General features: G+C 66.7%; 15 protein-coding genes. 6 read left to right on the forward strand and 9 right to left on the reverse strand.

All coding sequences use genetic code 11. The annotated features are described in order from the left end of the window. Positions 1-177 precede the first annotated feature (177 nt). The 8 genes from ABZ909_RS21315 to ABZ909_RS21350 all read right to left on the reverse strand — a co-directional run bounded on the left by ABZ909_RS21315 (position 178) and on the right by ABZ909_RS21350 (position 7008). Positions 178-1629 (reverse strand): DUF222 domain-containing protein, encoded by a 1452-nt coding sequence (locus ABZ909_RS21315; protein WP_357002200.1) that lies wholly within the window; start codon positions 1627-1629, stop codon positions 178-180. 468 nt (positions 1630-2097) lie between these two features. Next, a complete protein-coding gene (locus ABZ909_RS21320; RefSeq protein ID WP_357002203.1) occupies positions 2098-2301 on the reverse strand; it encodes a DUF397 domain-containing protein in 204 nt (67 codons plus the stop codon). Then, positions 2298-3185 carry a helix-turn-helix transcriptional regulator gene (locus ABZ909_RS21325; protein ID WP_357002205.1) on the reverse strand — a complete coding sequence of 296 codons (888 nt, stop codon included), beginning with the start codon at positions 3183-3185 and terminating at the stop codon, positions 2298-2300. Before ABZ909_RS21325 ends, ABZ909_RS21320 begins: the two co-directional genes overlap by 4 nt. A gap of 656 nt (positions 3186-3841) precedes the next feature. Further along, complete coding sequence (locus tag ABZ909_RS21330) at positions 3842-4834, reverse strand: TauD/TfdA family dioxygenase (RefSeq protein WP_357002207.1); 993 nt, start codon at positions 4832-4834, stop codon at positions 3842-3844. Further along, entirely contained in the window at positions 4831-5301 is a 471-nt protein-coding gene (locus tag ABZ909_RS21335) for an arsenate reductase ArsC (RefSeq protein WP_357002209.1), read from the reverse strand. Before ABZ909_RS21335 ends, ABZ909_RS21330 begins: the two co-directional genes overlap by 4 nt. A 16-nt stretch (positions 5302-5317) precedes the next feature. Further along, complete coding sequence (locus tag ABZ909_RS21340; RefSeq protein ID WP_357002210.1) at positions 5318-6040, reverse strand: MIP/aquaporin family protein; 723 nt, start codon at positions 6038-6040, stop codon at positions 5318-5320. Further along, positions 6037-6411: a metalloregulator ArsR/SmtB family transcription factor gene (locus ABZ909_RS21345; protein ID WP_357002212.1), complete on the reverse strand. Its 375-nt coding sequence runs from the start codon at positions 6409-6411 to the stop codon at positions 6037-6039. The genes ABZ909_RS21340 and ABZ909_RS21345 overlap by 4 nt, the downstream gene beginning before the upstream one ends. A 66-nt stretch (positions 6412-6477) precedes the next feature. Then, a complete protein-coding gene (locus ABZ909_RS21350) occupies positions 6478-7008 on the reverse strand; it encodes an ArsI/CadI family heavy metal resistance metalloenzyme (RefSeq protein ID WP_357002214.1) in 531 nt (176 codons plus the stop codon). A gap of 102 nt (positions 7009-7110) precedes the next feature. Between ABZ909_RS21350 and ABZ909_RS21355 the strand changes: the two genes are divergently transcribed. Beyond that, positions 7111-7470, forward strand: coding sequence for an Rv2640c family ArsR-like transcriptional regulator (locus ABZ909_RS21355; RefSeq protein ID WP_357002217.1), 360 nt, complete (start codon positions 7111-7113; stop codon positions 7468-7470). A 9-nt stretch (positions 7471-7479) separates the two neighbouring features. Here the strand turns inward: ABZ909_RS21355 and ABZ909_RS21360 are convergent, their stop codons facing one another. Beyond that, a complete protein-coding gene (locus ABZ909_RS21360) occupies positions 7480-7611 on the reverse strand; it encodes a hypothetical protein (RefSeq protein ID WP_357002220.1) in 132 nt (43 codons plus the stop codon). Between the two features lie 341 nt (positions 7612-7952). Here ABZ909_RS21360 and ABZ909_RS21365 point away from each other — a divergent pair, with 341 nt between their 5' ends. The 5 genes from ABZ909_RS21365 to ABZ909_RS21385 all read left to right on the forward strand — a co-directional run bounded on the left by ABZ909_RS21365 (position 7953) and on the right by ABZ909_RS21385 (position 12131). Then, positions 7953-8348 carry a hypothetical protein gene (locus ABZ909_RS21365; protein WP_357002222.1) on the forward strand — a complete coding sequence of 132 codons (396 nt, stop codon included), beginning with the start codon at positions 7953-7955 and terminating at the stop codon, positions 8346-8348. 82 nt (positions 8349-8430) lie between these two features. After that, entirely contained in the window at positions 8431-9291 is an 861-nt protein-coding gene (locus ABZ909_RS21370) for an SGNH/GDSL hydrolase family protein (protein ID WP_357002225.1), read from the forward strand. 174 nt (positions 9292-9465) lie between these two features. Further along, on the forward strand, positions 9466-9846 hold the full coding sequence (locus tag ABZ909_RS21375) for a hypothetical protein (protein ID WP_357002228.1): 381 nt from the start codon (positions 9466-9468) through the stop codon (positions 9844-9846). Positions 9847-9864: 18 nt separating this feature from the next. Beyond that, positions 9865-10770, forward strand: a complete 906-nt coding sequence (locus tag ABZ909_RS21380; RefSeq protein ID WP_357002231.1) for an SGNH/GDSL hydrolase family protein — start codon at positions 9865-9867, stop codon at positions 10768-10770. Further along, entirely contained in the window at positions 10767-12131 is a 1365-nt protein-coding gene (locus ABZ909_RS21385) for an acyltransferase (protein WP_357002234.1), read from the forward strand. Before ABZ909_RS21380 ends, ABZ909_RS21385 begins: the two co-directional genes overlap by 4 nt. Positions 12132-12162 lie beyond the last annotated feature (31 nt).

The following is a 12162-nucleotide window of genomic DNA, read 5'->3' on the forward strand; positions in this document are numbered from 1 at the left end:
GGTTCCGCGAAAACCATAGATGCTCAGCTGGTTCGGTCAGAAACAGTTGTTCGCGTCCGACTGACAACTCCGCATTGTCAATGGAGCCGCCCGGGCGGTGCGGAGGAATCGGCCGGAAGCCGCGATGCACAGATCCCCGTGCCCTGCGCACGCCAGCAGGACACGAGCAGCCGGGAATCACGCTGCCCGTGAACCCCACCTCCGGCAACTGGATTCGATCGCAGCCGCGACCCACTGCCCCACGTGATGTCGGTCGTTCACCCGCGGAATACCGGTGGGGTCGAGACGTTTCGGAGCAACCCACCCGGCACGCCCCCGACAGAGGGAATCCTTGCCCATGACAACGGTTTTCCAACCCTCGGCACTGTCATTCACCAGCGCATGGCAGCGATCGCACACCAACGTCAGGTTGCTCAGATCCGTCGGGCCGCCCTTGGCCCAGTCGGTGATGTGGTGCACCGCGCACATCGAGGCGGGTGCGTCACATCCCGGGCGGGTGCAACCCTTGTCGCGGGCGATCAACGCCAACCGCTGAGCCGGGGTCGCCAGCCGCTGGCAGCGACCCAGAAACAGCGGCAACCCGTCCGCGTCGAGGACCGCCAGCACCGGGCGGGTGCCCTCGGCCAGCTTCAACGCCTCGCTGATGCTCACGTGGCCACCCGAAGCGGTCGTCACGACCCCAACCCCACGCTCGAGGTCGGCGACGGACATGGTCAGGATCGCCTGCACCGGCAAACCACGATGCGACCCCAGCTTGGCCGGGTCGACACCGGGCTGCAACAACGCGAACAGTGCGTCGTGGGTGCGCTGCCCGGCATCACGACGGTCACGACGCGCCGCCGCCTCCAACACCGCCGAGTCGACGACCTTGACCGTGGCGGCAACACTGTCGGCATCGTCGATGTTGCACATGCCCGGACGTGCCAGCTTCGCGAACATCGCATCCAACAGCGCCCGCAACTCGGGCGTGAGCCAGCCTTCGATCCACGACATCCCGTCCACCCCGGGACGACTCAGAATCAGGCCGCGGCGGCGACGGCGGTCGGCGTCGGAGACGACCGTGCCGTCGGGGTCGACACGAGCGAGGATCTCGCGGCCGATCTTGGGCAAATCATCGGGCCACCCGATGCGGGAATGGCCGACGAGGAGATGCTCAGCTTCGGTGCGGGACTCGGCCGGGATGTCGGCGGGCAGGTGGTTCATGACGTCGATGATGTTGCGAACATGATCACGTGAGATAGCGCCTGCCTCATAGGCTTCGGCGGTCTTCTCCAATGTGGCCGGACGCAGATGACCAGTGGGCTCGAAGAACTCACCGCACTGCATGGCGATCTTCACCCGCACCGACGCGTCGTGCTTCGACAGGCCCAACGTCTGACGCAGGAACGGCACCACATCCTTGGCTCCACCACCTTCGGGCAGCGAACGATTGCAGGCCTCGATGATCAGGCGTGAATCCAGCGCGGACAGTTGGCGTTTGCAGGTTTCGAGCCGCTGCATCAACTCCACGACGTCACGGTCGGAGAACGAGTTCAGGTTGCCGTCGAGGATGGTGTTCGAGAGGGTTTCGACGGCGGCTGCCAGCTCGGCGATGCCGCACGTGTCGAGTGTTTCCCCCTTCGAATCCATGTGCTAATTCCATCGCCGATCACAACGCGGGAGAACCCGAATTGTCCTGTACGCCTGGTTATTTAGAGTGCCAGGCCCACTTCGTGAAAGGGTCGTGCACTGCTGGTTTCACTGTGGCTGCGGGGCGGGATCATGGAGTCTCGGCGGAGGTTATCGCAGTCGGGTAGCCGGAGGCAGCGCCGCCAGCATCCAGAAGGCGACCACGAAGACGACGTAGGCGTAGAGCGGGAAGTCCGGTCGGTCGTCCGTGCCGAAGGCCCTCGAAGAACCCGCACAGCGCAATCCCGCCGAACAGCATGGCGAGAATCGCCGCGGCGACCCCCTTCCCGCTCCCTGTCCACCGGCCCTCCCGCGACCCCGGATCCCACTGATCCCGCGGCAGCGAAATCGGGCTCCTACCCACTCTGCGGCTGCTCCACCGCGCCCCCTCACTGGCATTGATCGTGACGGGGGCTTTCTGCCAGACGATCAGGAGAGATCGAACCGTCCGCCCCGCACCGCCCGAGTGAATACATCCCACTCATCCGGCCCGAAAACCAGTGCGGGGCCAGGATTCTTGGAGTCCCGGACAGCGACCCGACCTTCGTCGAGGTGGGCCGCCTCCACGCATTCGCCCTGTGAAGTGCTGCGGGTCGATTTGAACCACTGGGCGCGGGACAGGTCGATGCTCACTCGCCGTACTCCTTCGCTATCGACAGGATGAACTGCCGAGACGTGTCGTGATTCAACGCTACCCGGCTGATCTCGGCAAAGGCGTCGCGGTAGGGCTTCACTTCGGCCTCTCGCTCCAGATAGAGGTCTCCCGCGTATTCTTCCACGAACACCACGGGCGGTTCGATCAATCCGGTCGCCGACATCTTCGGAAACTCCAGCAGCACAAACGATCCCGTCACCGAACCGAGATGCCCCGAGGTGTCGAAGGGAACCACCCGAATCGAGACGTTCGAGAACTCCGCTACCTCGGCGAGGTGCCGGAGTTGCGCGGCCATGACTCCGGCCCCGCCGATCCGATCGCGGAGCGTCATTTCCGACAGCACGACATCGACGACGAAGTCGGGGTCGTCGAGCCGTGCCTGTCGGCGGACGACCATTGCGACACGCTTCTCGACCGGTTCCGTTTGGACTCCCGGCGTTTCGGTCCATGCGAGCGCGCGCCGATACTCGGGTGTCTGGAGCAGTCCGGGGATGATGGTGACCTTCCAGACGGAAATCCTGCGCGCCGCCTCCTCGAGCCCCATGTAGTGGTCGAAACCTTCCCGCATCTCATCGGCATACGCACGCCACCACCCGCCGCCCGACTTGTGCGTGGTTCGCACCTCGAGTGCGAGCTCCAGGAGCATCGCGCGTTGTTCGGCGGTCGCCCTGTAGGTATCGCACAGGACGTTGATATAGAGATCGGACACCTTGGTGGGCAGCCCGTCCTCCATGCGTCCGATGGTCTGCGGCGACACCCCTATGGCCCGCGCGGCCTCGGACTGCCGCATCCGCTTCGCTTCCCGCAAGCGCTTGAGTTCCCGGCCAAGTGCCCGCCGCGCCATCGTCGATCCGGTCACCATCTCGTTACCCTCACTATCGGACGCACCGAAATATGGAAGGCTCCGCCACGGGCGTCTCCGCCACGGGCATCCCCGTATCTGAATTCCTTTATATTTCAGCCACATTCGAGCGTTTCGCCATTCCGAATTCCGCTCACCAAGAGTCTACTCGAGGCGGGCCATCGAATTTTGGCCTTTTCTGCCCCATTCGGCCAATGTCTGGAGCCGTAATGTCCTGGGAAACTTGGGTTTTGTCTCTTATGACCGTATTCAGCGTAGTGGCCACGGTCGTCAGCATGCTGGACGAGCTCAGCACTGCCCGCCAGCATGCGCGGTCGATCCGGCTACGACGGATCGGCGGCGGCTACGTCGAGGTGCAGGTGCCCTGCGATCACCAACCCGGTCGTCATCGTCGGAACAGGAGATGAGCAGTGTCTCAACCAATCTCACATGAGGTCCCCGATTACCCCGTCCAGAATCTGGAGGTCGCCCGGCGCGGGCTGGAATCGCACGAGTCGTGCGACGGGCGGTGCGAGGCGAAACGCTATTTCGCCGCACTCGTTCCGCATCTGGACATGCTCGCTCGCCGCCGGGCGGCCTCGTCGGGGTGGAATCTGTGGACCTCGAGGCAGTAGCGGGCGGGCGGCGAATTCGCGAGGCGTGCTGGTTGTTCCGGGTCAGTCGCGGCGCGGCGGGATGCCGTCCCGGAGGAGATCCTCGACGGTGGCGAAGGTGTGTGCGGTGAGCCAGAGGCGCAGCAGGTGCCGCCGCCGTTCGAGGTCCTCGTGGTCGGTGTACGCCTCCCGGCAGTGCAGGATCTTGGCGTTGTTGAGGATTTGCACGTCGCCGGGGGCGAACTCCATCGGGAGGTAGAAGCGCGGGTCGTTGGCGGTGTCCTCGAGCATCCGCATGGCTTCGAGCTGCAGGTCGGTCAGGGGCGGGACGTCCGGGTGACGCTGGGCGTCGCGGATATACCAGCCGATGTAGAAGATCCGCGGCGTGCCGTTGATGTCGTGGATCGCGGGCAGCGTGAAATACGGTGTCTCGCCGGGTGATTGCTCGTCGTTGCGGTCCCAGTGAAAGGGCTGCCGCAGGACGTCGATGAGGTCCGGTCGCTCGGCGAGGATGTGGTTGTAGACCGCCGGGGAGCTGGCGATGCGGCTCTCCCCACCGGATTTCGCGGCATTCAGGCAGAGCAGCCCGACCAGGTCGGAGCCGTCGGTGTGGAAGTCCTGACGCTGGTTGGTGGTGTAGAGCCGCACCGCGGGGCTGTCACGGGCAATCCGCTCGTCCCGCACATGGCCGAGCAGATCGCCGGCGGCGTTCTGGCTGACCGGGGTGCCCAGATGCAGCCCGAGGCCCACATAGGCGAGCTCGGTTTCGGCCGGTGTGAGCAGATCCTGCGGGAAGCTTCGGATGAGCACGAACGCGCGCCCGTGGGCGAGGATGGCACTCCATTCCCGCAGCGGCTCGGTCAGCCCCGGGAGCGGAAAGTCCTCGCGTCGCACCGTCGCGGCGGTCAGGCCCGCGGCAATGGCGGCACGGGCGGTATCGGCGATCTCCCGGCGCTGGGCAGCGGTGAGCACTGTCGCCCACTCGGCGGGATCGCCGAAATCCGCGCCGTGCCACACGGCCGGTGATTCCACAGGTTGGTAGGGGGCGGCCGTCATGCGGGTGCTCCTGGTCGAGAGGTGGTCGTCGGGGCCGGTTCAGGGCCGGACAGTGGTGTCCGTCCGGCCGGCAGCAGTTCGCCGATGAGTTGTTCTACACGCGTGCGGATTTCATCGCGAATGGGCCGCACAGCGGCAACGCTCTTGCCCGCGGGATCGTCGAGCTGCCAGTCACGGTAGTCGACGCCGGGGAAGTACGGGCAGGTGTCGCCGCAGCCCATGGTGATGACGACGGTGGAGGTCTGCACGGTGTCGGGTGTGAGGATCTTCGGTGTCCGAGTGGTGATGTCGATGCCGAGTTCGGCCATCGCCTCGACCGCGGCGGGGTTGATGGTCTCGGCGGGCGCGGTCCCGGCCGACCGGACCTCGATCGCGTCGCCGGCGAGGTGGGTGAGGAAGCCCTGGGCCATCTGGGAGCGTCCGGCATTGTGGACGCAGACGAACAGCACGCTGGGTGTGGCGGTCATCGGCGGGGACGGCCTTTCAGGAGGTCTGGACGTTGTGGGGTGTGACGATGTCGTCCGCCGGTACGGGATCGGGGTAGAGCAGCCCGATCAGGACGAAACCGAGCGCGGCCCCGAGAATTTGGGCGGCGATGAATGCGGGCACCGACGCGGGGGCGATCCCGGCGAAGGTGTCGGAGAAGACACGCCCGACGGTGACGGCCGGGTTGGCGAAGCTGGTGGAGCTGGTGAACCAGTAGGCCGAGCCGATGTAGGCGGCAACGGCCGCGGCCGAGAGCGCCGCGCGGCCGGTGCGCGCGAGCGCGAAGATGACCGCGATCAGTCCGGCCGTAGCGACCATCTCACCGACCAGATGGCCGGTGGTGACGCGGTGATGTGTGGAGATCTGGGCGGCGGGCTGGTCGAACATGATGTTGGCCAGCACCGCCCCCACCATCCCGCCGAGGATCTGCGCACCGATATAGGCCACCAGATCGGTGGCGCTCAGCCCGGTGCCGCGGCGGCGTCCGGCCCACCAATCCGCTGCCGAGACAACGGGATTGAAGTGCGCGCCGGAAACCGGGCCGAGCATCAGGATCAGGATGCCCAGCCCGAATACCGTGGCGGTCGAGTTCTCCAGCAGCTGGAGACCGACATCGTGTGCCGACAGTTGCTGGGCCGCGATGCCGGAGCCGACCACCACGCACACCAGCAGGCCGGTGCCGATGAACTCGGCCAGCAAACGTCGTTTGAGCGTGTTCATCGGAGCACCGCCTCGGGGAGCGCGATGTCCAGCAGTGCCGAAAGCCGGCGCAGCGCGGCGGCTTCGACCCCGTAGTACACCCACGACCCGCGCCGCTCGCTCGACAGCAGCCCCGCTTCGCGCAATACCCGAAGGTGATGGGAGATGGTCGGCTGGGAGACGTCGAAACCGTCGGAGATATCGCACACGCAGGCTTCCTGTCCGGTGTGGCTGGCGATCACCGACAGCAGGCGCAAACGGATCGGGTCCGACAGCGCCTTGAACACCGCGGCCAGCTCCGTCGCGGCCTGCGCTGTCAACGGTTCGCGGACCAGGGGGGTGACCTCACACGCGGGTGAGGTCACGGCCAGCGGAAGCACTCGATTCGACACTCGTCGATATTGATGGATATCGAATCCGCAGGCAAGCGAACACCTAGTGAACGACCTGGTGCGGGCTCAGCCGCAGCAGGATGACCCGGAGGCCACGGCATCCGCCTTTGCCGCGCTGCCGCAGCAAGCCCCGTCGGCGGCGGCTTCTTCGGTGGTGCCGCAGCAGATTGCCATCGCTTGTGCGTCGTCGGCGATTGCGCCGGATTCCAATACCGGTGCGGTGCCGAAGGTTTCGCTGTCCGCCAGGACGGTGTAGACCTCCCAGCGCTCGGTGTCGGGCGCGGCGACCCACACCTTGTCCTGGGTGGCGAAGCAACAGGTGGTCGCGATCTGCTCCTCGGTGAACATCCCGGCCTGGGAGAGTCGCGCGATCTCGGCATGCACCTGGTCACTGGACTCGACCTCGACCCCGAGGTGGTTGAGGCTGCCGCCGTGCCCCGGGTTCTCGATCAGCACCAGCTTGAGCGGCGGCTCGGCGATCGCGAAATTCGCGTAACCGGGCTTGCGCTTGGCGGGCTCGGCCTGGAACAGGGTCGAATAGAACGCCACTGCCTGGTCGATGTTGTCGACATTGAGAGCGAGCTGAACACGGGACATGAGACCGTACCTCCACTTGTGAGACATATGTCGAAAAGCTGGTGTGACCGAGTCTGCGCCACTATTTCGACATATGTCAAGAAGGTGGGTAATCTCGTTTGCATGCCCAAGGCACTGCCCGTGATCGACATGTCCGCCCCGGTCTGCTGCGCCCCCGTCGCCGCCGGCCCCGTCGACGACGCCGCCGCCCTGGAAATCGCTCTGCGCCTCAAGGCCATAGCCGACCCGGCCCGCGTGAAACTTCTGTCCCTGCTGCTCGCCAGCCCCCTCGGCGAGGAGAACACCGGCGACTTGGCCGCAGCCGTCACCCTCGCCGAATCCACCGTCAGTCACCACCTCGGCCAACTGAAGAAGGCCGGCCTGGTCGAGTCCGAACGCCGTGGCATGAACACCTACCACCGCGCCCAGCGCGCGTCCCTCGCGGCGCTGTGCGTCGTCCTCGACCCGAACTGCTGCCGCTAGCCCCGACGGTCAGGATCCGCGAACGGACCTGGTGGTCAACTGCTTTCGGTGCTGGTCGTAGTGCTGTCCCGGATGCCGGTAGATGTCGGCGAGGGTCATGTAGCCGTTGAAATCCTGGCCCTTACCGCGATAGTCGCGCACTGCCGTTGGCCGGGCGGGAAGTCGTCGCCGGTGAGAATGCGTTGGCAGGTGGGGTTGCGCGGGTGGTGTCGGGTGCCCGGCCGGGGAAGCCGATAGCGGCCCCTCCGTCCGGAATCTGTGCTTGGATACGCGAACCCGGGCGGCCTGGCGAGGTGGTCCGATGTGACCTTCCGTTGGAACCTGTTCCACTGGGTGGGATGGGCTTGACCAGGGGTTATCGGGTTCGATGCCCCCGAACTTGGGGGCAGTTTCCCGAATCGGGGTGGGTGGGGTGAACGCGTTTTGTACACTCCCCGCTGAAGTGAATAGACGTCACTTCAGATCCTGAATTCGAGGTACTCATGAAGTCTTCAACACCGGTGGGGGTGTTTGCCGTCCGTGTCGCCGCGGCCGTGATCGGCGCAGGGCTGCTGATCGCGGGCGTTGCCGGGTGCGGCAGCGACAAGTCGTCCGACAGTTCGCCGGGCGGTGCCACCAGTACCGCCGCCACATCCGTGAGCTCCACGGCCGCCCCCGCGCCGACGACCGTCGCGCCCGCGCCGACCACCGAGGCACCCGCGCCGCAGCCGGCCGCCACGGAACCGGCCGCGCCGCAGCCCGTCGCGCCGGAGGCCGTCGCGCCGCAACCGGTCGCTCCGCAGCCGGCCGCGCCCAAGCCTGCGCCGCAGACGCAGCAGCAGAAGCCCGCGCCGCCGACCCTGGACGCGCCCGGATTCGAGCCGCGTGCGGGTTACTGAGAAGGCTGGACAGTTCGTGCTCGGTAATGGTGGGCGGTGGCTGTGTGTCGCCGCGGTAGCGCTAGCGGCCTCGGTGTCGACCGTGGCCGCTGCGAACGCGGATCCGGCCTCGCCGGATGCCGCCCCCACGGGCAAAGAGCTGGTGGTCCTGGGTGATTCGTTCTCCGCGAACGCCTGGGACTTCTTCGACGAGAGCAACAGCTGTCTGCGCCACGGCCGGACGGCTTGGCCGGTGCAGCTGGGCAGGCTCATGGGCGTGTACGGGACCGACGAGATGGCCGATCCTTCCTGCCCTGGCGCGTCGATCGACAGCGGCCCGGGGTGGAGCCTGGCTCAGGAGGCTCAGAAAGCGGACAAGGCAGGCGCTTTCGGGCCGAATACCAAAGTGGTCACGCTGCAGTTCGGGCTCAACGACAAGTGGGGCAAGAACGACCAGACGCTCTGGAAGTCGTTGCAGGGCTGTGTGTTCAACCTTGTCGACGGCTGCGATCCGGAGTCGGTCGATCAGGGCCGGATGCCCGACTACAACGGTGTGTCCGGGGCATTGATGGCCGAGCGCATGAGCAATGCGGTCACCTACATCAAGTACTACGCGCCGAACGCCCGCGTCGTGTTCGTCGGCTATCCGGAGTTGTTCAGCCCGGGCAGCAGCACGGTCTGTCTCAGCCTCGGCGGCGTCGCGCCGTTCATCCAGTCGCGCGGTCGCGCGGTGGTGGAGTACTTCGACCGCATCGACCGGGCGCAGCGGGAAGCCGCTCAGCTGTTGGGTATCGAGTTCCTGGATTCCCGCGCGCTCACCACCGGTCATGGGCTCTGCTCGTCGCAGCCCTGGCTGAATGGCGTGTTCGATCCGCGAGCCGATCTCGACGGCCTGTTCTTCCACCCGTCGAGTCAGGGCGACGCCGTGGTCGCCAACGCCATCTACGACCGATACGGACACTGATGCCATCGAGATTTCGTCGATCGGTCCGTTGATCATTGATAGCCTCCTCGTCGAGTTTCCCGATCGTCCAGGGGTTTTGTGGTTTGCTGAATCCCGCACTCCGGCCCTCGGGGCCTCTTGTACACTCCGCGCAAAAGTGAAAGTTCACCATTCAATTTGCGATTCGAGGGTTCCATGAAGTTCCGTATCCCAGGCGCGCGCACCGCGGTGGCCGCCATCGGCGGGGTCGTGCTGATCGGCGCGCTGGCGGCGTGCGGAAGCGACAAGGCCGCCGACACGCCCACCACCCAGGCGAGCACCACCGCTGCCGTCGTGAGCAGTTCGGCCGCCCCCGCGAGCAGCGCCGCCCCGGCGCCGAGCGCGGCCCCCGCGCCCGCCGCGGCCCCGGAAGCTACCACCGAAGCACCCGCCCCGCAGCCGGTGGCCCCCGCAGCGCCCGAAGCGCCTGCGGCACAACCGGTTGCGCCCAAGCCCGCGCCGCAGACCCAGCAGGCGCCCAAGCCCGCGCCGCCGACCCTGGATGCCCCCGGGTTCGAGCCCCGCGCAGGCTACTGACGAAACCGGAGAACATACGTGTCGGGAAACAACGGTCGGTGGCTGTGTGCCGCGATGGTCGCGTTCGCCGCGGTCATGACGGGAACATCGGGGGCGCAAGCGGATTCGGTTCCGCAGGGGAAGGAACTCGTCATCCTGGGCGACTCGTTCACGGCCAACGGCTGGAACCCGCTGTCCCAGGAGAAGAAGTGCGACCACGGCGACACCGCGTGGCCGGTGCAGCTGAGCGCGCTGATGGGCGTGCAGGGCACCGATCGGATGTGGAACCAGTCGTGTCCGGGCGCGTCGCTCGACACCGGGGACGGGTACACCCTGAAGGTCCAGGCCAGCAACGCCGACAAGGCGGGCTCGTTCGGACCGAACACCAAACTGGTGACGGTGCAGTTCGGCCTCAATGACGTCTGGGGCGGCGCGGCGCAATCCCCGTGGACCTCGATCGAGCACTGCTTCTACGACGTCGTCGGCGGCTGCGGTCCCGACGCGGTGGCCGCCGGCCGAATGGTCGACCCGCAGAACGTGACCGGCGCCGAATACGCCTCCCGCATCAGCAAGGTCATCACGTACATCCGGTACTACGCCCCGAACGCACACATCGTGATCGTCGGCTACCCGGAGCTGTTCCGGCCCGACCAGGACGCCATCTGCTTCGATATCGCCGGCGTCCCGGCCACCCAGCCGCGCGGCCGCACCGTCGTCGAGTACCTCAATCGCTTCGACCAGGCCGAGCGGGAAGCCGCCGCGCAGCTGAACCTGGAATATCTCGACGCCCGCGCGCTCACCGCCGGGCACGGGCTGTGTACGCCGCAGCAGTGGGTCAACGGAGTGTTCGACCCGAAAGTCAATATCGCCGGTCTGCCGTTCCACCCCGCTCCGCAGGGCGACGCCGTGGTAGCAAACGCACTGTACGAGAGGTACGCACGATGACCCGCCCACCCGAAGTCGCCCCGCGCGAGGCCTCCGCCGCGCTCGGGGTGGAGCAGTACGCCACGCAGCTTCTCCAGCCCGTCCCGTCCACCCGGGCCGCCGAACCGGTCCGGGCCGCCGAGCCCGCCCGGACCGAGGGCCTCACCGAGTCCGTCGCCGAGCGCGCCCGGCGGGAGCGGCCCGCGCTGCCCTCGCTGACCGGCGCGCGGTGGTGGGCGGCGTTCGCGGTATTCGTACTGCACGCCTTGGTGTTCCTGCCGGTCTACCCGTTCCAGAAGTCGGCGCTGTTCCGCCACATCCACGAGTGGATCCCGATGCAGCTCGGGGCCGCGGGCGTCACCTTCTTCTTCGTGCTGTCCGGCTTCATCATCTACTGGTCGTTCCGGCCCGGCATGTCGGTGAGTGGCTTCTACCGGCGGCGGGTACTGAAGATCTACCCGACACACCTGCTGGCGGCCGCCGCGTTCATCGTGGTGGCGAGTGTGCCGCTGCACCGCGCCGTGGTGTGGGTGCCGAACCTGCTGCTGGTGCACACCTGGGTGCCGAAGTGGACCACGGTCGGCGGCTTGAATGTGCCGTCCTGGTCGCTGGCCGCGGAAATGCTGTTCTACCTGAGCTTTCCGTTGCTGCTGCCGCTCATCATGCGGATCCCGACCCGCCGGCTGCTGCTGGCCATGGGCCTGCTGATGCTGGGCATCGTCGCGCTGCACACCTCGTACTTCCTCTGGGTGGACGGCCCGAAGGGCATCGCGAATGCCTTTGCGCCGCGCCTGGTTCCGGGCAACACGTCGCCGTACTACGAACTGCACGCCTCCCCGGCGTGGTTCCAGCAGCCCGACATCCCGGTGTCTCCGTCGTACTGGCTCAGCTACACCTTCCCGCTGTCCCGCCTCCCGGAGTTCTTCCTGGGCGTGCTGGCGGCCCGCATGGTGCTCGAAGGTCGTTGGCGCAATACGAATCTCGCCTGGCCGCTGCTGGCGCTGACCGTCGCCTACGCGGCGACCTGGGTGGTGCCGGTGAACTACAAGATGTCCGTGCTGCTGCTCCCCCCGATGACCGCGGTGGTCGCCACCATGGCGGCGCGAGACCTGGCCGGCATCCGCGGCCTCAACGCCCACCCGCGCATGGTGTGGCTGGGCAATGTGTCCTTCGCCTTCTACCTCATCCAGTTCCCGGTCATGGTCCTGGTCACCCGATACCTGATCGGCGGCAAGGAGTTCGGCATTCTCGGCTGGGCGGGCTTCTCCCTGCTGTGCCTGGTCCTCTCCACCGCCATCGCCGCGGTGCTCTACCACTGGGTCGACCTGCCGATCATGCGCAACTTCGCCCGCTCGAAGCGGGACGCCCGGGCGAAGGGTTAGCATCCACTGCGCGAACTGCTTGCGGCAGTAG

Source organism: Nocardia sp. NPDC046763, assembly GCF_040645495.1.
In the GTDB taxonomy this organism is placed as follows: domain Bacteria; phylum Actinomycetota; class Actinomycetes; order Mycobacteriales; family Mycobacteriaceae; genus Nocardia.

Bases quoted from the DNA above. Each gene is read 5' to 3' on its own strand.
- ABZ909_RS21315 (WP_357002200.1), bottom strand. From the start codon at position 1,629: ATGGATTCGAAGGGGGAAACACTCGACACGTGCGGCATCGCCGAGCTG.
- ABZ909_RS21325 (WP_357002205.1), bottom strand. From the start codon at position 3,185: ATGGTGACCGGATCGACGATGGCGCGGCGGGCACTTGGCCGGGAACTC.
- ABZ909_RS21330 (WP_357002207.1), bottom strand. From the start codon at position 4,834: ATGACGGCCGCCCCCTACCAACCTGTGGAATCACCGGCCGTGTGGCAC.
- ABZ909_RS21335 (WP_357002209.1), bottom strand. From the start codon at position 5,301: ATGACCGCCACACCCAGCGTGCTGTTCGTCTGCGTCCACAATGCCGGA.
- ABZ909_RS21340 (WP_357002210.1), bottom strand. From the start codon at position 6,040: ATGAACACGCTCAAACGACGTTTGCTGGCCGAGTTCATCGGCACCGGC.
- ABZ909_RS21350 (WP_357002214.1), bottom strand. From the start codon at position 7,008: ATGTCCCGTGTTCAGCTCGCTCTCAATGTCGACAACATCGACCAGGCA.
- ABZ909_RS21355 (WP_357002217.1), top strand. From the start codon at position 7,111: ATGCCCAAGGCACTGCCCGTGATCGACATGTCCGCCCCGGTCTGCTGC.
- ABZ909_RS21365 (WP_357002222.1), top strand. From the start codon at position 7,953: ATGAAGTCTTCAACACCGGTGGGGGTGTTTGCCGTCCGTGTCGCCGCG.
- ABZ909_RS21375 (WP_357002228.1), top strand. From the start codon at position 9,466: ATGAAGTTCCGTATCCCAGGCGCGCGCACCGCGGTGGCCGCCATCGGC.
- ABZ909_RS21385 (WP_357002234.1), top strand. From the start codon at position 10,767: ATGACCCGCCCACCCGAAGTCGCCCCGCGCGAGGCCTCCGCCGCGCTC.